Raw genomic sequence first — 21,758 nt, forward strand, 5'->3', positions numbered from 1 at the left:
ATCATCCCGAGCGCCTATTTGCCACCACGGGGCGTATCGCTACTCTCGCACCCTCATGTCTCGTGCCGCTCCAAAATCCGCCGCCAGGAAGTCTCTCGATGATGTCATTCGCATTCGCGGGGCGCGGCAGAACAATTTGAAGGGGATCGATCTCGATCTGCCGCTGGGGAAGCTGAATGTGATCACGGGGCCGAGCGGCTCGGGGAAGTCATCGCTGGCTTTTGACACGATCTATGCGGAAGGGCAGCGGCGCTATGTGGAGACATTCTCTCCCTACACGAGGCAGTTCTTTGAGCGCATGGACAAGCCGAAGGTGGACGCCATCGAGGGCATCCCGCCGGCCATTGCCATCGAGCAGGTGAACAACATGCGCAGCACGCGCTCGACGGTCGGCACGATCACGGAGATCAATGACTACCTCAAGATGCTCTTCCCGCGTCTGGCGGAGGCGACGTGCCCGTCCTGCCAGCGGCCGGTGAGGCCGGAGTCGCCGGAGAGCATTCTCAACGAGCTGCTGAGCGGGCATACGGGCAAACAGGCGCTGATTCTGTTTCCTGTGCCGGTGCCGAAGAACACGGTGACGGCGGACTTTGCCGCGTTTCTACAGTCGCAGGGTTTTCTGCGCGTGTGGCTGTATGGGAATGTGATTCGTCTGGATGATGAGGACGCTCTCAAAGGCCGTAAGCTGCCCGCTCAGGTGCTGGTGGTGCAGGACCGCATCGTGCTGGAAACGAAGCAACGCGCTCGTGTGAGCGAGGCGCTGGAGGCCGCGCTGCGCTACGGCAAGGGAAAGGTGGCGGTGAGCATCGACGATAAGACGCTGCACTTTTCCACCGACTGGAGTTGCGCGGATTGCGGCATCACGCTTCCTGCGCCGACGCCGGGGCTCTTCAGCTTCAACAGCCCCATCGGCGCGTGTCCCACCTGCCGTGGCTTTGGCCGCACGCTGGGCCTGGACATGCGCAAGGCCATTCCCGATGAGTCGCTGAGCATCAATCAGGGGCTGGTGCGCCCGTTTCAGGGCAGCACGTATGGCGAATCCCAGCTCGATCTGGAGCGTGCGGCACGCAAGCGCGGTGTGGACATCCACAAGCCGTTTGAGGATTACTCAGCGGAAGACCGCAAGTGGCTCATCGAAGGCACACGGGATGATCCCGAGGAGGCCTACAACCGTGGCGAGTGGTACGGCGTGCGCGGGTTTTTCAAATGGCAGGAGTCACGCAGCTACAAGATGCATGTGCGCGTCTTCCTCAGCCGCTACCGCGCCTACACGGAGTGTGGCGACTGCGGCGGCGGGCGCTTGAAAAAGGAGGCGTACAATTTCCGCATCGGCACGCACACCATCGCCGACCTCTCGCGCCTGCCGGTAAGCGAGCTGCATCCACTGGCGCTGTCTTGGCCGATCAAGGAGAGCGACCACGTGGCCACCATGTTGCGCGGAGAGATCGTCAGCCGTCTCAGCTACATGGACCGCGCGGGCCTGGGCTACCTGAATCTGGACCGCCAGACGCGCACATTGAGCGGCGGCGAACTGCAGCGCGTAAACCTGACGACCTGTCTGGGGGCCTCGCTGGTAAACACGCTCTTCGTTTTGGACGAGCCCAGCATCGGCCTGCATCCGCGCGACATCGGCCGCCTCATCGGCGTGATGGAGGGCCTGCGTGATAAGGGCAACACCCTGCTCGTCGTGGAGCACGAAGAAGCAGTGATGCGCAGCGCCGACAACCTCATCGACATCGGCCCCGGCCGTGGCGAAAAAGGCGGCGAGCTGGTGTACAGCGGCCCGCTGGAGAAGCTGGGTGCAAAGGTGAAGTCGCTCACCGGGGATTACTTGTTTGGAAGAAAGAGCGTGCCGGTGCCGGAGAAGCGGCGCACGATTTCAAAGCCCTCTGCGCAACCAGCAGATGAAGTTCCCGCCAAAAACAAGGGTGGTCGCAAAGGAGTGGCTGCAAACCCAAAGCCTGGAACTCTCTCCATCCACGGCGCGCGGCAGAACAATCTCAAGAAGCTGGATGTGGACATCCCGCTGGGAGTTTTCTGCTGCATCACGGGTGTGAGCGGATCAGGCAAATCCACGCTGGTGCATGAGGTGCTGTACCGAAACCTGCAGCGCCTGCGTGGCGAGGTATGCGAGGAGGAGCCGGGGCAGGTCAGCAAGATCTCAGGTCACGAAAAGCTGCATCAGGTGGTGATGGTGGACCAGTCGCCGCTGGCACGCACGCCGCGCTCCACACCTGCGGTGTTTTTGGGCGCGTTTGATCACATCCGAACGCTTTTCAGCGAAACGGAAGATGCCAAGGCGCAGGGCATCATGCCCGGCTTCTTCAGCTTCAACTCCGGCGAGGGGCGCTGCGAGCGCTGCGCGGGCAATGGCTTTGAAAAGATCGAGATGCAGTTCCTCAGCGACCTGTATGTGACCTGCCCCGAGTGCGAGGGGCGGCGCTACCAGCCGCATGCACTCAAGATCCTGCTGCATGGCCGCAGCATTCACGACGTGCTGGGCATGACGGCAGAGGCCGCCGTGGAGTGGTTTGGCAGCCCGCTCTTTGAGTCTTCCAAGAAAGCAACGCAGATCGTCACGCAGCTGCGCCTGCTCAATGAGGCCGGCCTCGGTTATCTGAAGCTTGGCCAGCCATTGAACACGCTCTCTGGTGGTGAAGCGCAGCGCCTCAAGCTCATCGGGCACCTCATTGAAAACCCCGCAGGTACTTCTGCGGGCAGTCTGCTGCTGCTGGACGAGCCCACCACGGGCCTGCACTTTGACGACATCGCGCTGCTGGTGAAGCTGATGCAGCGCCTCGTGGACGAAGGCCACAGCCTGCTCGTCATCGAGCACAACCTGGAGGTGATCAAATGCGCCGACTGGGTCATCGATCTCGGGCCGGATGGCGGCGAGGCGGGCGGCACGCTCGTCGTCGCGGGTACGCCGGAAGAGGTGGCGGAATGCAGTGCGTCACATACCGGCACATATCTCAAGCAGGTGCTTGGCTCCGGGTCTGTCGTTCGGGAAACACCCCGTGCGAGCATTCCACAGCGGGCTCAAACACGGACAACGAACACCATCAGCATTCGCGGAGCCCGCGAGCACAATCTGAAAAACATCTCGGTGGATATTCCGCGTGATGAATTTGTGGTGGTCACGGGGCTGAGCGGGTCGGGCAAGTCCTCACTGGCGTTTGACCTCATCTTTGCCGAGGGGCAGCGGCGCTTTCTGGACAGCATGTCCGTCTATGCGCGCACGTTTGTGGAGCAGATGGAAAAGCCGGAGGTGGACCTCATCACGGGCGTGCCGCCAACGGTGGCCATCGAGCAGCGCATCTCGCGCGGCGGTGGCAAGTCCACCGTGGCCACCGTCACGGAGGTGTATCATTTCCTGCGCCTGCTCTTTTCCAAGCTGGGCACGCAGTACTGTCCCGCCTGCAGCGTGCCGGTGAAGAAGCAGAGCGTGCAGGCCATTCTGAAAACGGTGCAGCAGCACCTGCGCAGCGGTGGCGGCCACCTGATGGCGCCGCTGATCAAGGCGCGCAAAGGCTTCCACACTGACGTGGCCGAAAACGCGGCCAAGCACGGCATCGAGACGCTGCTGGTGGATGGTGAGTTCCGCGACACGATGGGCTTCAAGAAGCTCGAGCGCTTCAAAGAGCACACGATCGACGCGGTCATCTCCCTTTTTTCCAAAGAGGACGATGCCGACCAGCTCCGCACCCACATCGAGGCCGCGCTCAAAATGGGCAAGGGCACCATCAAGCTGCGCATCAATGACAAGACCACGCACGTGCTCAGCACGGAGATGAGCTGCCCCTCCTGCGGCCTGTCCTTTGAAGAGCTGGACCCGCGCCTCTTCAGCTTCAACAGCCCGCACGGCTGGTGCAAAGACTGCCGCGGCTTTGGCGTCACCGGGCACAGGAGCGACCACAGCGACCGTGCGCCAGATGTCTCCGTGCTGGAGGCGGAGCTGGAAGAGGAGCGCCGCTTTGCCAGCGCAGATGACGAGCAGGAAAAACCACGCGAGATCTGCCCGAGCTGCCAGGGCAGCCGCATCAATGAGATCGGCCGCGCCGTGCAGCTTCAGGGCACGCGCATTCAGCAGTTCGCCGGACTCACGGCGGGAGACGCGGGCAGGCTGCTGGCCAAATTAAAATTTGAAGGCACCGAGGCCATCATCGCGCGGGATATTGTGAAGGAGATCGCGCAGCGCCTGCAGTTCATGCAGGAGGTCGGTCTTGGCTATCTGCAGCTCAACCGCAGCGCCGACACGCTCAGCGGCGGCGAGGCGCAGCGCATCCGCCTTTCCGCGCAGCTCGGCAGCAATCTGCGCGGTGTCTTGTACGTGCTGGATGAGCCCACCATCGGCCTGCATCCGCGTGACAACGAGAGGCTGCTCGACACGCTGAGCGCGCTGCGGGACAAGGGCAACTCCCTGCTCGTGGTGGAGCACGACGACGAGACGATGAAGCGTGCGGACACCATCCTCGATCTCGGGCCTGGCGCGGGCAAGTTCGGCGGGCAGATCGTGGCACAGGGCACACTGCCGCAAATTTTGAAGAACAAGCACAGCGTCACCGGCGCCAGCCTGCGCACCCCCATGCAGCATCCGGTCCATGGCAAGCGCCGCCCCCTGCCTGCGGCCAAGTCCAAGGACGGCTGGCTGCACCTGACCGGCGCCACGGTGAACAATCTGAAGGACGTGGATGTGTCCTTCCCGCTGGGCCGCCTGACCGTGCTCACGGGCGTCAGCGGCAGCGGCAAGAGCTCGCTGATGCATGGCGCTCTCTCACCTGCGGTGCGTGAGAAGATCAGCAAGACCAAGCAGAAGTTCACGAAGACCTGGAAGAGCCTCACTGGCTGCGAAAACCTGCAGACCGTGCATGAGGTGGATCAGTCCCCCATCGGCAAGACCAGCCGCTCCTGCCCCGCCACCTACGTGGGTGTGCTGGATGACATCCGTGCGCTCTTCGCCCAGGTGCCGCTGGCGCGTACGCGTGGCTACACGGCCAGCCGTTTCTCCTTCAATACTGAAGGCGGTCGCTGCGAGACCTGCGGCGGCAATGGCGAGATCAAAGTGGAGATGGCATTCCTGCCCACCACCCGCGTGCACTGCGAGACCTGCAACGGCCAGCGTTTCAACGCCTCCACGCTGGAGATCGAGTACAACGGCAAAAACATCGGCGATGTGCTGCGCATGAGCATCACCGAAGCGGCGGAGTTCTTCGCTTCCGTGCAGAAGATCGCACGCCCGCTCAAGCTGCTGGCGGACACCGGCCTGGGCTACCTCCAGCTAGGCCAGCCCAGCCCCACGCTCAGCGGCGGCGAGGCGCAGCGCATCAAGCTGGTGACCGAACTGCGCAGCGGAGACGGCCGCACAGCCAAGGAGCGGCTGAAGGGCATCACCGTGGCCGGAAAACGCAATCTGTATCTCATCGAAGAGCCCACCATCGGACTGCACATGCAGGACGTGGCACGCCTCATCGACGTGCTGCATCGCCTCGTGAATGAAGGCCACACCGTCATCGTCATCGAGCACCACCCCGACGTCTATGCCGAGGCCGACTACCTCATCGACATCGGCCCCGAAGCCGGGCCCGAAGGCGGAAAGCTCGTGGCAGCGGGCACGCCGGAGCAGGTGAAGAAGTGCAAGGCGAGCCAGACGGCGCGGTTTTTGTGATTTGTGCTGGCTGACTCTAAATTGAGATCACATCTTTGGCTCGATCAGAGGTAAAGAAGTGTATCTTTGTGCTTTTGGGAACCTTGTGCTTTCTCAAGATTTCCTTCACGATTTTGAGACTCTTTTCGCCATCAAAAATCATGAAATCCATGTAGCAGTTTTCGAACCCCGTGGCGCCGCCAATTGAGATGCCGCTGGCCGCCGTTTCGAAGGCTTCAATGATCTCATCTTCGATCTTGCCCCGACCATCGACTTCAGACCCCTTGGGGAAGAAGCTGGTTTGAACCGCGACAAAAACATAGTCCACCCCGATGCCAGATAGCGGATGTTCGCACGGGCCATGTGCCTCGAAGTAGCCCCGTAGAAGTCGAAAGCAACGTGACGATCCAGCTACGGTATCGCTGCGGAGCCATTCCGTTTCCTGCTCTTTCAGGTGATAGCTTGAATAGGTTTCTGTTGGAGGGCATTTTTTCCACCCATGCTCCTTTTGGACTTGGTCAATCATTTCAGGGAGCTCCGCAATGGGGATCGACTGTTTGAGCTGATCTTCGCTGAACTTAATCTCACCTATCCAGTTTTGAGTTCCGTGCTCTCCCAGTAGCTCGTCTAGCATCAGAAATAAAGCCTGCAAACGTGTGTGTTCCTCAAGCCGATGCATGGTTGGATGCCAGACAGCGATGTCTATTGCCTCGTCTTGAACATCGACGTAAGGAAAGACCCAGAATTCTTCAGGCTGGAAATTTTCTTTTTCATCCAACCGCAAAGTGAATCCTTTGGGCTCATCCGAAGCTTGGCGAGAGGCATAAAACGTCCATCCCTCAAGCCGGGGCGCTTGTTGCTGCCAGTATTCTGCAACGAACTGTTTGAAGATAATTCCCTCTCCTGAAAGCGTGAAAGAATGCCCCTGATTGTTTTCGCCAGGCCCAAACACCCATGCCATGCCGGTAAGCCAGCGATCGACGGCAGCGGAAACCTCGGACTGCAGGTCTGAACATCTTTTGTTTTCGATCGTTTTGTAGAAGCGGTCTGCGTTTTCCGCATACCAATTCCAAAACTCTGTGACCCGTTGTTTGAGCGTTGGGTTGGTATTCGTTGCTTTTTTGAAGGGCCACATGGCGCGGATCTTGCCGACAGGGTATCCTGTTCGCAAGAGCGATGGTTAAGTCTTTCAGCAGCTTGCATTCCCCCCGCTCCCACCTTTGATGCGGCCTAACTTTGAACTGAACGACACATCATCATGGGCGCACAATGGAAACAGAAATGGCGGGAAATGGCCGCGGACCAAAAGGGCAAGATCACGGGCAAGCTGGTGCGTGAAATCCAGGTGGCGGCCAAGCTCGGTGGCCCGCACCCGGAATACAACGCCCGTCTGGCCGCTGCGGTGGCGAATGCCAAGAAGCAGAGCGTGACGCGCGACACCATCGAGCGCGCCATCGCCAAAGGCTCGGGCACCGGGCCGGATGCCGTGCAGTATGAGACGACGGTTTATGAAGGATTCACCCCGCACCGCGTGCCGGTGGTGGTGGAATGCCTGACGGACAACAACAACCGCACCTCCTCGGAAATCCGCGTGCTCTTCCGTGCCGGCAGCATGGGCAAGGTGCTGTGGATGTTTGACCATGTGGGCATGGTCGAGGCGCATCACGCAGACAAGACGCTGGACATCGAGGTGGCCGCGCTGGAGGCCGAAGCGGAAAACGTGGAGCCGATGGAAGTCGAAGACGAGGAAGCCGCAGGCCACATCGGCGCACGTTTCTTCACCCAGACGACGACGCTGGATGCCGTGACGAAGGCCCTCAAAGCCGCTGGCTGGCAGGTGACCACCTCCGAAATGAGCTACGTGCCCAAGGAGTACCCCGAAGTGACCGACGCGCAGCGCGAGGAGATCACAAACTTCCTGCAGGCGCTGGACGGGCATGATGATGTGCACCGGGTTTACGCCGCGCTGAAATGATAACTCTCGAATGCCAGAGCCCGAGGGAGGCATGGGGGCGGCACCGTCTCCTCCAGCGCGCCTTTCGGGCTTCGTCATTCTGCATTCTGCCCGCCGCACTCCTGCTCTGCGGCTGCGGAAAGAAAAAAACCTCGCTCGTCCCCAAGGCAGAAACCCCCGTCGTTGTGCAGCCCACGCTGCTCACCGAGGCAGAAAATCTGGGACTTGCGGGCCGGGTGGTCAGCGATGTGGAGTTTTGCATCAGCAGCGTGCAGTTCAAGAAGCACGCGCAGGCACTGCAGGCTTCGCGATGGTGGGGCCAGGCAATGGCGTTTCTGGAGGACAAAGCGCCCGCGGCTGACAAGACAGACGTCGTGACGGTGGACGAGGCCTTTCTCGCTTTCGGGAAAGACAGTGTGCAGAGCCTGGTGCTGCTGAGACAGCTCAATGATCTTTACAACGAGACAGCCTACCGCGGCATGATGAGCGGCGGCGCACTGGCGGGACTGGGCACAAGCTTTGATGCGAAGAAGCTGATGGAGGCCGCGCTGCGTGACCCTGCGGTGCTGGAGGCGCTCATCCTGCTGCTGGAACGGTTTGAAATGCCGCCGGTCATGATCGGCGTGGCATCGCCCGAGCCAGCGCTGGTGCTGCGAAAAATGAGCGAGACACTGCGGCTGGCGGAATGGCTGGGCAATGCACCGCAGTCACGCATCGTGACAGCCCAGGGGGAAAAGATCACGGTGAACGAGGTTGCCATGGACCAGGTGCTGACGGCGGACAGGCGGCGCGACTGGGTGGACCTGCTGGTCAAAGCTGTGCCGGGGATCACCCCGGAGACCAAGGACAGGATCTCTCGCGGCCTGGAAGTCCTGGCACGCAAAAAATGGGTGCTGGCTCTGGGCATGGGCAGTCAATGTGCGTATGTGGCCGTGGGCAGGTCGAAGGATCAGATCCGGCTGGCCAGCTCTGTGGAGGAGTCACTGCTGGCACGGCCTGAAATGCGGCCGCTGGACGCTCATGCGCGCAAAGGTCTGGGATTGATCGCATGCTGGGATGGCAAGTTCTGGGATGCACTGCAGTCAGACCATCCGTTCCAGCCGATTGTGCGTGGAGTGCTGACAGGCCTGCAGGCGGAAAAAACATTCGCAGGTGTGGCGCGCGCCCTGGAGCCGCAGGTGGTCGAGCTGGCTGCTGCTGAGCGCGCGTACTACCGGAGCGAGCATGCCAACGGTGCGCTGGTGGCATGGTGGCAGGGCGGGCTGCAGCTGGAAATGGCCGGTGGGTGTTCCACTGCCGGAGCCGCAGATCTGGCAAAGGCATCGCAGTTCTCGGCTTTGCTGGACGAGCCTGATCTGGTCTTCGGCATGAGCGGTCAGGGGTCCGGCACAGGTACAGGGAGAGCCTACTTTGAAACGTGGATGCGCACCCTGCATGCGACGGCCCATGAGCTGATCAAAGCGGGGGTGGGCGGCGAGAAGTCAGCAGAACTGTACAAGCTGGCAGAGCATGCCGTGCTGCCGGGCATCGTGGAGCTTTATGACGGCACAAAAACCATCTGGCAGAAGGCGCTGAGCGGAGACGGCGCCTTCATCGTGGATGTGGGAGGAAAAATGCCGCTGCTGCCAGGCCTGCCGCCAGGCGGGGAGTCCGTGCCTCTGCCACGCTTTGCCAGCGTGCATCAGATCAAAAACCGGGCGCTGATCGGTGTGTCATGGGCCAACATGGAGGCAGCCCTGCAAAAGCTGCTGAAAAACGTGCCTTCACCGCAGCCGGTTGAGCTGCCGCGGGTGGTGGTGAAGCGCAGCGGAGACCTGACGAGCTACAGCTATGAACTGCCGTTTGATTCGAGAGAGCTGGCACCCTGTGCCTCGCTGAATGACCAGGTCTTCATGCTCGGCACATCGCGTGTGCAGCAGAGCCATCTGGCGGAAGTCCTCAGGCGACCCGGCCCAGGCCCGGCCACAGGGATGCGGGCCAAGGCAAGCATCTCCAAACTGCGTGAGTTTCTCAAGGCCTTTGCGAACGCGCGGGCCCAGAACGGTGGCGCAGGAGATCTGAAGGCAATGCTCAAATGGCTGGAACCGCTGGAGACGATGGACCTGCGTCTCTGGAGCGAGGAAGGGATGAGCCGAGGGCGCCTCTCATGGCAGATGCACGATGTGCTGAGCTATGACTGATGCAGGCCCCCGGACTCACGCCAGTCACTCATGCAGGCCACGGCCCGTCTGCCTTGGTTTTTCCCTTGCTGTTTGGCAAAGGGCAAAGCTCATGCTCGTGAGCGATCGCAGTGAAGAAAGGGTGCCGCCATTTGTCACTTGGTGGACGATGACACAGGCGTGGGCTCGGCCTGAGCACGCCAGGTGAGCAGGCCTTTTTCATTCATCAGATAAAGGACGGGAACAGACTTGCCCTGCGGGCCATCCGGCAGAAGACGGCCCTCAGCGTCAAAATTGGCAATCCGGGAATCAGCATAACGAATCCAGCCCTGAAGTGCACCAGAAGCGGGATCGTAGCGATAGACATCACGCCATTGCTTCGGTGTCGTGAGACGCGGACTGACATAGGCAGGAGCGGTGGAACGCTCGAGGACATCCGGAAAGATCACCTGGCTGAGGAGGGTGAGGTTCAGGCCCCGCAGCATGTAGCGCTCTCCGAGCGAAAGCTTTTCCGGCGGGGACATCGTGTCGATCTGGCCGGAAGCCTGCTCGACAAGCACCCCCTGCAGAATGAGGCGGTGCAGTTCGGCGCGGACGTCGGCAATGGCCGTTGATTTGGGCGAAGCAGCGGCCAGGGCATCGAGCTCACGCTGAGAGCCGAGGTAGAGAAGATGAAAACTGGCGATGGCGTTGAGCACTTTCTCAATGGTGTCACGCACGCTGAGCTCTGATTTTTCCGTGACCTTCTTTTTCAAGGCTCCGCTGATGGCCTCGCCCAGCTTGGACCTCAGCTTGGCGGCCTGCTCTTTGCGCTGGGCATTGTTTTCGACTGCAGCGTGGGCTTCCAGCAGGGGCTTGAGCACAAGATAGTGCTGCTGCAGTCCGGCCCGCTCTTCAGGCGTGAGGATTTGATCGAGCAGCCGACTGCGGAGATTGGTGTCCTTCATGCTGAAGGCCAGCAGAACCTTCACCCAGCGCAGGTCCGTATCCGCAGCCGGAAGGCCATAGTCCGGGTTGTGCGTTTGGTAGTGGATCTCAGAGACACGGCCCTTCTCGTCATAGAAATGCATTTCGTTGGGCAGCATGTAAAAGCTGATGATGGCCGGGGTGCTGGCACTGGAGCCGTTGTCTGCAAAAACACCGATGTCGATCCGATGGCTGCGGAGGCCGGTGGCGGTCATGACGGGCGGCGCCCAGCGGATGCGGAGACGCATGACATCACCACCGGGCTGGGACTCGATGCGGACAAAGCGTGTGTCTCCCTGAAGCACGGCGCCGCGCATTTGGAGCGGCGCTTTGACGAGGTTCATCGTTTTCTCAAAGCCCACGAGCATGACGTGCTCGTCTTCATTCCCACGCAGGATGCGCGCGATGGAGACAGGGGTGTCCGAAAGCTGCCACGGGTGCGGGCTGGCAAGCTCGAAGAAATTTTTGCCGGGTTCGATCTTGGACTCTTCGATCACACGCAGCAGCACCAGCGGCGGGATCTTGGCCGGCGTCATGTCATGGGCGGTGCGCACCATTTTTTCCTCATCGATCTGCGCACCATCAAAGACAGGCGGGTGCGCTTTGCCGGTGAAGTAGTCCTCGGCCGTCTGCACCATCCTGTTTGAACGGCGGAAGATGGCCTGCAGCGTGGGTGCGAGCAGACGTTTTTCGATGAGCAGCTTCTGCGTTTCCGGAGGAAAGGCGGCGGTGGTGGACAGCAGGGCCTTCAGGAAAGGCTGGTCGGTGAATGAAGACCCCTGGGAGATGAGGAGACAGGGGCTGTTCAGCGGCAGGAGATCGCCATAGCCGCCACCGTCAGCACCATTTCCCCCGATGTCATAGTCCTGATGCTCCGGGTAGATGAAGAGGTTGTTGGAAAGGTACTGCTGGGCCAGGAAGCGGTTGCCGCCAGGGTCCATCATGTAGATGCGCGGCAGGCAGCCGAGCTGCGTGGCGGCAGATGCCATGGAGCAGTTTCCCAGCGTGGGCTGGGGCCGCACCTGAGTGGCGGCACCTTTTTCGTTTCCCTTGAAGACCTGAAGCTGAGGGTACTCCGCCGTGTTCAGCGGCGAATGCTGGCCGTCACGGTTTTCATACATGATGGCCTGCAGACCTGCTGCGGTACCGTTCGCAAACCAGTCATTGAGCAGCACGGCGACACTGTCCGTGCGCGTGGTCACCGGCTGTGCGGCGACGTCCGCCAGCCCAAGCGTTAAAAACGCCAGGAGGCTCAGGCAGGCCGTGGGTGGGGTCAGCACGCAGCTATACTCATGGCTGAGCCGCCATTGGCAAAAAGAATATGCGCCGGCGCACAGGGTTTAACCCTCGGCCGACGCCAGTGGGAAGCGCAGCTTGATTTCGGTGCCCTGGTCGGGGTTGCCCCTGACGAAGAGCTGCCCCCGCATTTGATCTGCGAACACAGCAAGGATCTTGAGCCCGAGACCGCTGCCCTCTCCGGGGTGAAACCCGGCGGGCAGGCCCACGCCGTCGTCACCGATGACAAGCTCCCCCGCGCCCTGGCTGTAGCTCAGCACCGCCGTGACCCGCCCCTGCCGGCCATGCGGATAGGCGTGCTCAAAGCAGTTTGAGAGCGCCTCATTGAGCGTGAGTGCCAGCGGCATCAGCCACTCCTGCTGAATGGGCCCTTCCTGCACCTCCAGGTGCACCTGAATCTGATCCGGCTTCACCTCGTAGCATTCACGCAGGTGGGCGACGAGATCGTGCGAGAAATCGCTGAAGGTGTCCCCCTTCCCCAGCGCGACCTGATACAGGTGCTGATGCAGCGCCGCGATGGCACGCACGCGGTTCTGGCTGGAGCGCAGGGCATTGCGGGCATCCTGATCACTCACCCCGTTGATCTGCATGTTCAGCAGGCTGGAGATGATCTGGAGATGGTTTTTGATGCGATGATGGGTCTCGGTGAGCAGAAGCTTCTCGCGCTCAAGATCGACCACCGGCCAGCGCTGGCGCGCGGGAGACACCACCTGGAAGGCCAGCGGGACAGCCGCCTTGAGCATCGCCGCAGGCACTGAGGGCACCGCAGGTGTTTCAGTGGCTTCCGCTTCATGCGAGGAGAGCTCAAAACCACCATCTGCAAGGATGCGTGCGCCGATTTTTGCTTCACCGCACCGGCCGTTGCCGCCGAATATCGGACGCGGCATCACGCTGTGCGGACGCGAGGCCTGCTCGGCAAGATCCGCAAAGAAACCGGTGGCGTCCGAAGGCCGGAAAAACTGATGTAGCGGCCGGCCGATCGCAGCAGCAGACTCAAGGCCGAAAAGCTTTTGCGCATGCTCCGACCAGGTGCGCACACGGCCATTGGCATCCGTGGTGAGCAGCACGACGCTCGCCGGCCTTCGGCTGGCGGCAGGTGCCTGGGTGAAAGCTGCCGCAGGAGCCCTCAGCGCTGGGTGGGCTGCAGCCGCAGGCTCGGAGACATCCTGGAGGTAATGAATGGTGCAGTGTGCTTCACCCTGCAGATCAGGAACAGAGGCCAGGTGCAGGATCGCGCGCGAGAAACTGCCATCCACGCGCTTGATGCGGACTCCGAGAGCCTCGGCCTGGCGGCCGCTGCTTTGCAGCGAGCGCAGCGCATCACGCCTTGCGGCAGCGCTCTCAGGATCCAGCCAGGCATCCAGCGGGTAGCGGCGGAGCTCCGACTTCGCCTGTCCCAGCAGCTCTTCGGCATGCTCGTTGACTTCAAAGATGACTCCGGCCTTGTCGGTCATGACAATGGCAACGGGGCTGCCCTGCATGAGCGTGCGGAGCTTGGCCTCCATGCTGCGCAGCTGCTCCTCATGCCTCGTGTGCTCAGTCGCGTCCTGAATGCTGACCAGCAGCCCGCCGCCGGGCAGCGCGATGGGATGAAACTCCAGCTCCTTGAGCAGACCATCCGCCGTGGCCAGCGACACCGTGCGTGTCAGCTGACGCCGCCAGACGCTCTCACGCCAGGCCAGCACGACCTGCGCACGATGCTCCTCGGTAGGGCAGGCATGCGCCAGCCAGCTCTCGACGGTTTGGTCGGCTTCGAGCGGTCGCCCCAGCAGCTTGGCCAGACCTTCGTTTTGAAACACCGGAACACCGCGCTCATCCAGAACAAAGACCCCGCAGGGGATGCCTTCGAGATAGCTGCGCAGCCTCGCTTCGCGCCTGCCAAAGGCCTGCTGCGCCTCGGCGAGAGTGCGCAGCTCCTGCTTTGCGCGTGAGAGCTCATTCTCCAGGCGCTGGCGCACGCCGTCGTCCACCGGGGGCGTGGCCACCACAGCTGGCGGGGCAACGGCTGCAGGTGCCAGAACTGCGGGCGGAGGCGGAGGTGGCATGCCCTCCATCGCCGTCTGGGGCGAGAAGCCCATAAGCATGTACTGCCGGGAAGACTCATCTTCACCTTTGTGTGCCAGTGCGGACACCAGCCACCTCGAGGGCGCCGCAGAATAGGGAGAGGCGTCCGGGTGGGTGACGATGCAGCCCGGCGAAACATTCTGCGCCATGCTCACACGCGTGAGCGCATCCAGTGTCTGCTGGCGCAGCGCGCTGTAGTCACGGCCTTCGGCAAAGACTTCCCAGAAGCAAGTCACGCCCTCCTGGATGCCTTTGTCCAGGGTCAGATGCGCCGCAGCGACATTCGCACGCATGATGACCCCCTCCACATTCAGCACCAGCATCGGGATGGAGCAGTCCAGCGGATCAGGCGTCTTGGCCTGCAGCACGGAGTTTTCCTGCTCCTCAGTTGAAGCCGTTGGTTTGGCAGTCTCTGCGTCCGAAGACTGCGGAGAAGTGAATTTCTCACACGTCACCATCAGGCCGCCCACGGCAGCATCACGCTTTTTGCGCCAGGGCCGCACTTCCCAGCGATAGACCAGATGACGGCCGTCTGGGCCGTTGAGAGAATCATGCTCGCTGCGCACGATGTGTCCCTGCAGCGCACGCTCGTACACCTGCCTCCAGCCCGGATGCAGGCCAGGAAAAATTTCATACTGACTCTTGCCGACGAGCGGCTGCACCTGCTGAAGCCCGAACTCGCTGATCCACTGACGGTTGGCGAGCATGTAGCGCATTCCACGGTCAAACATGGCCATCGCAACCGGCGCATTTTCCACCAAGACGCCCAGCACCAGCTCCATGTCCTCTGACTCATGCCTGGGAGCATCTGGGTTCACAGGTGCACTCGTGCGCTGATCTCCCACCTCCTCACGCCCTTTCTCCAGAGGCGCTGTCTGCGCCTTGGGATGAATGACGTTTCTGAGGACCGAGGAGGACATGTCGTGGATAGTTGAGAAAATTTGAAATTTAGGTTCTCTCAAGTTATCAGCAAGGCGAAAATACGGAGATTTGCGTCTCAGTTCAGCAATTAATGACCCGAGACGTAAATTTCAACACCCCTCATGCGAAATCATTCCCGGTGATAGGGCTCCCCCCGAATGATCGTGTATGCACGGTAGATCTGCTCCATCAGCATCACCCAGGCGATGTCATGCTGCATGGTGAGCGTGGAAAGCGACCAGCACACTCTGGATCTGGCACGGAACTGGGGCGAGTGCCCATCCGCACCGCCGATCACCAGACAGACACGTTTGCGGCCAGAAACCTCTTCATTCTCAATCCACTTTGCCATTTCCAGGCTTCGCAACTGACGCCCGCGCTCATCCAGCAGGATGCAAAGATCACTCCCGCATGCGGCCTCGATCTGTTTTTCCACCTTCTCCTGAGGAGCTTCCTTGATGATCACATGCTCGAAATGGCTGTAGTGCTGAAGCCTCTTCCAGTAGAGATCGACAGCCTCTTTCACCCAGGAGTGCCCAGGCTTTCCAACCGTGATGATGCGCCATTGCATGACTCCAAATGCGCACATCTCATTAAGATATACAAGGCTAGCATGATATTATTGTCATTTTAATAAAGATAGATTTTGTTGCGTACCCTTGCCGTCCTTGTTGTTGCATAATTTAAAAAGATCGTTAAAATGAGAATGTCACTTCAAAAAATTAACCGTTAGCCAAGCCTATGTCTCAAGCATCTCATACTTCGGTTCATCTCGTCGCAACCAGTCTTGTGACGGTCATGCTGGCTTCTTGTGCCGTTCCTCCGCGTGAGGCTTGGCAGGCGATTCAGACTCGTGGGCTCATCACCTACTACATGGGCAAGGAAAGCCGTCCTCTGGGATCTTCCTCCGGCTCGCCAGCCTTGGCTCAGAGCACGACTCCCGTTCAGACTCCAGCTCCGGTCGTGGGGCCAGACCGCCCCGCCACGCCTCCTCCTGCGATGCTGAATGCATCCACGATGCCTGTCGCGCAGGCCGTGCCGGATCTTCCTGGCTATGTCCGCACTCCTTTCACCAATCCGCCTCGTCTGGTAGACGTCCGCGGCATGTCTGCGGGCTCCAAGGTGGTCTGCCCTTACACACAGCGTCCTTTCCTGGTTCCTGGCAGCGTGACGGTGGCGCCCACCAATGTTGCCACCACCCGTCCAAAGGCTCCCGCAGCCCCTGAACGCCCCCGCACCACACCTCCTGTGACCGCCAACAGCAATGTGGCTGCCATGACCACGCCCGCCCCGAGCGCTCCGACGGTGGCTCCCACAGCTCCCGCCCCAGCTGCCGACCTTCCTTACGGAACGTCCATCCCCGGCCGCCCTGGTTTCGTGAACAGCCCGTTCGCCGCCAAGCATCAGCTGGTGGACGTCACCGGCCTGCCTGTGGGCATGGAAGTCAAATGCCCTTACACCGGCAAGCTCTTCCGCGTGCCACCACAGTAAGCACTTCGGCAGCCAGCAACGTCAGCCCCTCTTTGCCCCGTTGTGGAGAAATCCATGACGGGGCTTTTCATTTTCATCTTCAACGGCTCCGTTGATTTGCCTTCACGCCACAACATGCGATGATAAAAGCTTAATGGATCTACCCTCAGGCCTGCTGACTCTCCCCGGCCGCACCTTTCTACATTTTCTGGTCTATCTTGGACAGCTCGCCGACCTGATGCGCGAGCTGTCTATTGCTGTTCGTTCAAGGGTGTGGCGCCTCAGGCTCGTGGCACAGCAGATCGTAGCCATCGGCTACGGCTCACAGGCGGTGGTGATTGTGACGGGTGCCTTCACGGGCGCTGTGTTCACCTTCCAAAGCTACGCCAAATTCAAGGACTTCGGCTTTGAGACCACCGTGGGCGCGGTGGTTTCCGTGGCTCTGTGCCGGGAGCTGGGTCCGGTGCTGGCAGGGCTGATGGTGGCAGGCCGTGTGGGTGCTGCGATGGCCGCTGACATCGGCACCATGAAAGTGACTGAGCAGGTGGACGCCCTGCGCGTCATGGGTGTGCATCCGGTGGATTTTCTCGTGCTGCCACGCTTCCTGGCGATGATGGTCTCCATGCCCTTCCTGGTGGCGGAGAGCATCTCCTTCGGACTTTTTGCCTCCTACCTGGTGACGAGCTTCGGCTACGACATGCCCTCCGCGTGGTATCTCACCCACATGCTGGACCACACCAACATGGAGGATCTCAGCATCGGCATGATCAAGGGCTTCGTGTTTGGCATGCTCATCACCTTGATCTCATGCCACCAGGGCCTGTCCGCCGAAAACGGAGCCGTGGGCGTCGGCGCAGGCACCACACGCGCGGTGGTCATCTCCTCGCTCGTGCTGCTCATCGTCAATTTCTTCCTCTCCATCCTGCTCAACTACGTCTTCCCCATCGGCACTGTCTAAGTCATGGCTGAACCAACCACCGGCACGACTCCAGCCTCCTCGCCTGCCTCCGCCAACGGCAGCCAGCATGCTTTCATTGAACTGAAAAACGTGTGCAAGCGCTTTGGCAGCCAGCAGGTGCTGCTGAACATCAACCTCACCCTCCAGCATGGTGAGACTCTGTGCATCATCGGCCCCAGCGGCGAGGGCAAGACCGTCACCCTCAAGCACATCATCGGCCTGATCAAGCCGGACAGCGGAGAGATCTACGTGGACGGCGTGCATGTGAACCGCCTCAAGGAACGTGAAATGGCCCCCATTCGCAAGAAGGTGAGCATGCTCTTCCAGGGCGCTGCACTCTTTGACAATCTCACGGTCGAGCAAAACGTGGCTTTCCCGCTTCTGGAGCACGGTGTGCGTGACCGGGCCGAAATCGACAGCCGCGTGCGTGCAGCCCTTCAGGCCGTGGATCTGGATGAGCACCGGCATAAATTCCCGACCGCTCTTTCGGGCGGCATGCGCAAGCGCACAGGCATCGCGCGTGCCATCATCGACCACAGCGAGTGCATCCTGTACGATGAGCCCAACTCAGGCCTCGACCCCATCGGCTCAGACATCATCGACCAGATGATCCTGCGCATGCAGCGCCGCTACAACATCACCTCCATCATCGTCACCCACGACATGCGCAGCGTCTTCAAGATCGCCAACCGCGTGGCCATGCTCTATCGTGGAGAGATCCGTTTCCTCGGCACACCGCAGGAGCTGCGCGACTCCCCGGACCAGGTCGTCCAGGATTTCATCAACGGCCATTCAGACATCACCGGCTAACCCCGTCATTCTTTCCACCCCCACTCTTCTCATCTCATGATCGACAGCGATAAAAAAACCGAAATGCTCGTCGGGCTCTTTCTGTTCGTCGGGCTGCTGCTCCTCGGTGGTCTCATCCTCATGTTCGGGCGCGTGCGTGAAGTCTTCAAGGACACCTATCACCTCCAGGTGGCCTTTCCAAACGCCTCCGGCATCAAGGAAGGCTCACCCGTCTTTCTCGGCGGCTCACGCGTGGGCAAGGTGGACAAAAAACCGCAGCTCAACGACACTTTCACAGGCGTCATTCTCGACCTGGAGCTCTTCAAGGATGTCATGATCCCCGCAGACGCCTCCTTTGCCATCGGCTCTGCTGGTCTCATGGGCGATGCCCTGGTCGAAATCAAGCCCACCGGCAAGCAGACGGATGTCTTCCTGCCTCATGATTACAACAAGATCATCGAAGGTGAAAAAGGCGGCGGGCTCAACGACCTGCAAAGCCAGGCCGAGAAGGTCGGCAAAAAGGTCGATGTCGTGCTCGATGACGTGCGTGAAGCGCTCAAGGACGTCAAAGATTCCATGGGCAAGGTCAACAAGGACGCGCTTTCCGACGCCACAATCCAGAATTTCAAAGAGGGCATGGACCACCTCAACAACACCCTGAAGCGGGTGGACGAGAAGGTGCTGGGAGATGAAAATGCACAGACCCTCAAGACCGCCCTCGGCGAACTCAAAGACGCCGCCACCAGCTTCAAAAACGCGGCCAAAAACATCGAGGAGTCGAGCAAAAAAATCGGCCCCATGTTTGACAAGCTCGACCCCGCCATCGCCAAGGCTGACAAAGTCATGACCGCTGCCGATGAGTCCCTGCAGTCGATCAAAAAGGCCGCCAACGGCTTCGCCCTCGCGGCCGACCACATATCCACAGGCAAAGGCCTGCTCGGCGCGCTCATGCACGACCAGCGTCTGATGAACGACTTTCGTGACTTGATCTACAACTTCAAAGTCAACGGCCCGCTGTGGTACAAGGACACGGCGGAAAAGCTGCGCGCTGAAGAGGCCAAAAAGCAGCTCGAAGAATCACCGCCGAAACGCGGCATTTTCCGCTGATCTGCCCCGCCACACACACTCATGCCAGCACGGCGTGCAGCGCATTTTCATCCTCCCGGCATTCAGCCAGGATCAGCGCCCGCAGCCGCCGCTTCGCACGGTGCAGGGCCGTGCGCAGCGCGCCGCTCTGAGGGTGTGCCGCACGGCAGCCTTTGACGAGGCTTTCCTCAAGGCAGTCCCACACTTGGGCCCGTCCCTGCGCGTGAAGCTCAAGGCTGCAGGCATGCAGCGCACGCTCGATGACCCCTCTCGCCCAGTCACGGTCCATCTCCCCGTCCGGCGTGGGTCGTGCATCCACGACGTCAATCTCGCCGCCATTTTCATCGGTCAATGAAAAGCAGAGGGCACCGCCGCCACGGCGCTGGCGCGTGCGGTGCTGCCAGCGCTTGATGAGGTGCGTGCGCAGACGCGCAAAAAGAAAGGCGGCCTGCTCACCATGATCGGCGATGGCAGCGGCGCGCTCGTGCTGCCCCTGCGCGACGAGCTTGGCAAACAGTTCCTGCACGGCGTCCTCGGCATCGTGCACTTCGCAGCCGCGTGAGCGTGCGAAGGCGCAGAGCACCGGCCAGTGCCGGCGGTAGAGCATTGAGGTTGCGTTGCAGGCGGATGAATCCGTGGTGTGGCTGGCGGCGTGGTCTTCTCCAAGGTGCATGACGGTGTGGGGTTGTGATGAATGCATTGGAGCCGTCGCGCATGACACCCGCCTGCGGGCGGACATTAATTGGCATTTATCTTCGTGCGTCCCGCCTCACTCGGCGTGAGAGTCTGCTCATGCACCTCACGGCATGAGCGCCCCGGCCAACACCCGCAGCTTCCGCATCCGCCTGGCTCTGCAGACGATGATCGTCGCAGGCACTCTGGTGGCGGGCTTCGGCGCCGCTGCATGGTGGTATGCCAGCCAGACCCTGGAGCGTAGCGTGGACGATCGCATCATCGCCCCAGCCCAGCGCGTATGGAACCGCATCGACCCATACACGACCGACGAGCAGTTCAAAATGATCGCCGACCTCGTGTTTGGCACCTCGGGAGACCGCAGCGCCACTCATGCCGTGCTCGTGGTGCAGGAGCATGAGCGAGGACAGACCCTCTTCTCCACCCCCAACGCCCCCAAAGACCTCAACGCCTACTTCCGCAGCTGCTTCCCCACTCAGGATGAGATAGGCCGTGCACCGCCGGTCGCGCCACCCGGTGGAGGCCCTGGGCCGCCAGGTGTGCGGCGGCGCGAACCACCGCCACCGCGCAGGGAAAATGAATTGGGCGATCTCCTCGGCACACCCGGCTTCCACAGGCCACCACCCCCGGAACGCGAACTGCCCTTCCGCCCGCAGATGCCCATGGTTCGTGAGCCGACGACGTTCACCGCACGCTCAGGCGGCATTGACTGGCGCTTTGGCGCCTTCAGCAGCCCCACCTACACCATCTTCATCGGCCTCTCGCTCACGGATTTTTATGCGGAGATCAACCGCATGGCCTGGTGGTACTTTGGCGCAGGCACCTTGGGACTTGCGCTGGCAGGACTCGGCGCGCTGTGGACCTCCCGGCAGGCCATGCGACCGCTGGAGCGCGTGGTCAGCACCGCCCAGCACCTGACGGCAAGCGATCTGGCCGAACGCATCCCCCTGCAGAAGGATGACAACCGTGAGTTTGCCCAGCTCATCGATGTCCTCAACGGCATGATGCAGCGGCTGGAGGGCAGCTTTCAGCAGGCCGTGCGCTTCACCGCAGATGCCTCCCACGAGCTGAAAACCCCGCTCGCCATCATGCTGGCGGATCTCGATGATGCCGTCCGCCACTCCACCCCGGGCAGCACGGAGCACGAGCGCTTTGTCTCGCTCTTTGCGGAAGCCTCCCGCCTCAAACAGATCACGCAAAGCCTCCTGCTGCTCTCACAGGCAGATGCCGGACGGCTGCCCACCCACCCGGAAAGCTACGATCTCAGCGCCGACCTTGAGCGCCTCATTGAAGACGGGGAAATCCTCTGCGAGCAGGCCGGGCTCGCCCTCGCACACGACATCACACCCGGCATCATCGCCCATGCGGACCGCGCCCTGCTGCGGCAGGTGTTTCAAAACCTGCTGAGCAACGCGGTGAAGTACAACCGCCCAGAGGGGCGCGTCTCACTGCAGCTGTCCCAGCAGGACGGCCACATCATCTTCAGCGTCGCCAACACCGGCCCCGCCATCCCGCCGGAAAACCAGCAGCGCCTTTTCGAACGCTTCTTCCGCGGCGACAAAGCCCACACTCGGCAAAAAGACGGCTTTGGCCTGGGGCTCAACATCGCCATGGAACTGGCCCGCGCAAACGGCGCGGAGCTGAGGCTGGTCAGCTCGAAAGAAGATGAAACCGTTTTTGAGGTGCGGATGGCGGTGCAAGAAGGTGTCTGAGGCATCACAAGACCGGCACCCACGGCTTGGCTGAGACCTTCGGTGT

At 61.1% G+C, this 21,758-nt stretch carries 13 protein-coding genes; 8 read left to right on the forward strand and 5 right to left on the reverse strand.

Going from position 1 to position 21,758, the window contains the following annotated elements:
* Positions 1-55 precede the first annotated feature (55 nt).
* Positions 56-5,665, forward strand: coding sequence for an excinuclease ABC subunit UvrA (locus tag ACFQDI_RS10855; protein ID WP_377166361.1), 5,610 nt, complete (start codon positions 56-58; stop codon positions 5,663-5,665).
* Between the two features lie 16 nt (positions 5,666-5,681).
* Here the strand turns inward: ACFQDI_RS10855 and ACFQDI_RS10860 are convergent, their stop codons facing one another.
* The gene (locus tag ACFQDI_RS10860) at positions 5,682-6,779 is read right to left on the reverse strand and encodes a hypothetical protein (RefSeq protein ID WP_377166363.1); all 1,098 of its coding nucleotides are present in this window, start codon (positions 6,777-6,779) and stop codon (positions 5,682-5,684) included.
* Positions 6,780-6,902: 123 nt separating this feature from the next.
* Between ACFQDI_RS10860 and ACFQDI_RS10865 the strand changes: the two genes are divergently transcribed.
* Together ACFQDI_RS10865 and ACFQDI_RS10870 are read left to right on the forward strand one after the other, a co-directional pair.
* Positions 6,903-7,619 (forward strand): YebC/PmpR family DNA-binding transcriptional regulator, encoded by a 717-nt coding sequence (locus ACFQDI_RS10865; RefSeq protein ID WP_377166365.1) that lies wholly within the window; start codon positions 6,903-6,905, stop codon positions 7,617-7,619.
* On the forward strand, positions 7,616-9,778 hold the full coding sequence (locus tag ACFQDI_RS10870) for a hypothetical protein (RefSeq protein WP_377166367.1): 2,163 nt from the start codon (positions 7,616-7,618) through the stop codon (positions 9,776-9,778). The genes ACFQDI_RS10865 and ACFQDI_RS10870 overlap by 4 nt, the downstream gene beginning before the upstream one ends.
* Before the next feature lie 134 nt (positions 9,779-9,912).
* On the opposite strand, the gene ACFQDI_RS10875 is transcribed toward ACFQDI_RS10870, so the two are convergent.
* The 3 genes from ACFQDI_RS10875 to ACFQDI_RS10885 form a co-directional block, all read right to left on the reverse strand.
* On the reverse strand, positions 9,913-12,003 hold the full coding sequence (locus ACFQDI_RS10875; protein ID WP_377166369.1) for a hypothetical protein: 2,091 nt from the start codon (positions 12,001-12,003) through the stop codon (positions 9,913-9,915).
* A 60-nt stretch (positions 12,004-12,063) separates the two neighbouring features.
* On the reverse strand, positions 12,064-15,003 hold the full coding sequence (locus tag ACFQDI_RS10880) for a PAS domain S-box protein (protein WP_377166371.1): 2,940 nt from the start codon (positions 15,001-15,003) through the stop codon (positions 12,064-12,066).
* Between the two features lie 131 nt (positions 15,004-15,134).
* The gene (locus ACFQDI_RS10885) at positions 15,135-15,575 is read right to left on the reverse strand and encodes a 23S rRNA (pseudouridine(1915)-N(3))-methyltransferase RlmH (RefSeq protein ID WP_377166373.1); all 441 of its coding nucleotides are present in this window, start codon (positions 15,573-15,575) and stop codon (positions 15,135-15,137) included.
* A 170-nt stretch (positions 15,576-15,745) separates the two neighbouring features.
* Here ACFQDI_RS10885 and ACFQDI_RS10890 point away from each other — a divergent pair, with 170 nt between their 5' ends.
* The 4 genes from ACFQDI_RS10890 (at position 15,746) to ACFQDI_RS10905 (ending at position 19,328) form a co-directional block, all read left to right on the forward strand.
* Entirely contained in the window at positions 15,746-16,495 is a 750-nt protein-coding gene (locus ACFQDI_RS10890) for a hypothetical protein (protein WP_377166375.1), read from the forward strand.
* A 133-nt stretch (positions 16,496-16,628) separates the two neighbouring features.
* On the forward strand, positions 16,629-17,432 hold the full coding sequence (locus ACFQDI_RS10895; RefSeq protein ID WP_377166377.1) for an MlaE family ABC transporter permease: 804 nt from the start codon (positions 16,629-16,631) through the stop codon (positions 17,430-17,432).
* Positions 17,433-17,435: 3 nt separating this feature from the next.
* Positions 17,436-18,242, forward strand: a complete 807-nt coding sequence (locus ACFQDI_RS10900; RefSeq protein WP_377166379.1) for an ABC transporter ATP-binding protein — start codon at positions 17,436-17,438, stop codon at positions 18,240-18,242.
* A 36-nt stretch (positions 18,243-18,278) separates the two neighbouring features.
* Entirely contained in the window at positions 18,279-19,328 is a 1,050-nt protein-coding gene (locus tag ACFQDI_RS10905) for an MlaD family protein (RefSeq protein WP_377166381.1), read from the forward strand.
* A 19-nt stretch (positions 19,329-19,347) separates the two neighbouring features.
* Here the strand turns inward: ACFQDI_RS10905 and ACFQDI_RS10910 are convergent, their stop codons facing one another.
* Positions 19,348-19,980 carry an RNA polymerase sigma factor gene (locus ACFQDI_RS10910; RefSeq protein ID WP_377166383.1) on the reverse strand — a complete coding sequence of 211 codons (633 nt, stop codon included), beginning with the start codon at positions 19,978-19,980 and terminating at the stop codon, positions 19,348-19,350.
* A gap of 133 nt (positions 19,981-20,113) precedes the next feature.
* Here ACFQDI_RS10910 and ACFQDI_RS10915 point away from each other — a divergent pair, with 133 nt between their 5' ends.
* The gene (locus ACFQDI_RS10915) at positions 20,114-21,712 is read left to right on the forward strand and encodes a sensor histidine kinase (protein ID WP_377166385.1); all 1,599 of its coding nucleotides are present in this window, start codon (positions 20,114-20,116) and stop codon (positions 21,710-21,712) included.
* Positions 21,713-21,758 lie beyond the last annotated feature (46 nt).

Source organism: Prosthecobacter fluviatilis, assembly GCF_042655725.1.
Taxonomy (GTDB): Bacteria; Verrucomicrobiota; Verrucomicrobiia; order Verrucomicrobiales; family Verrucomicrobiaceae; genus Prosthecobacter; species Prosthecobacter fluviatilis.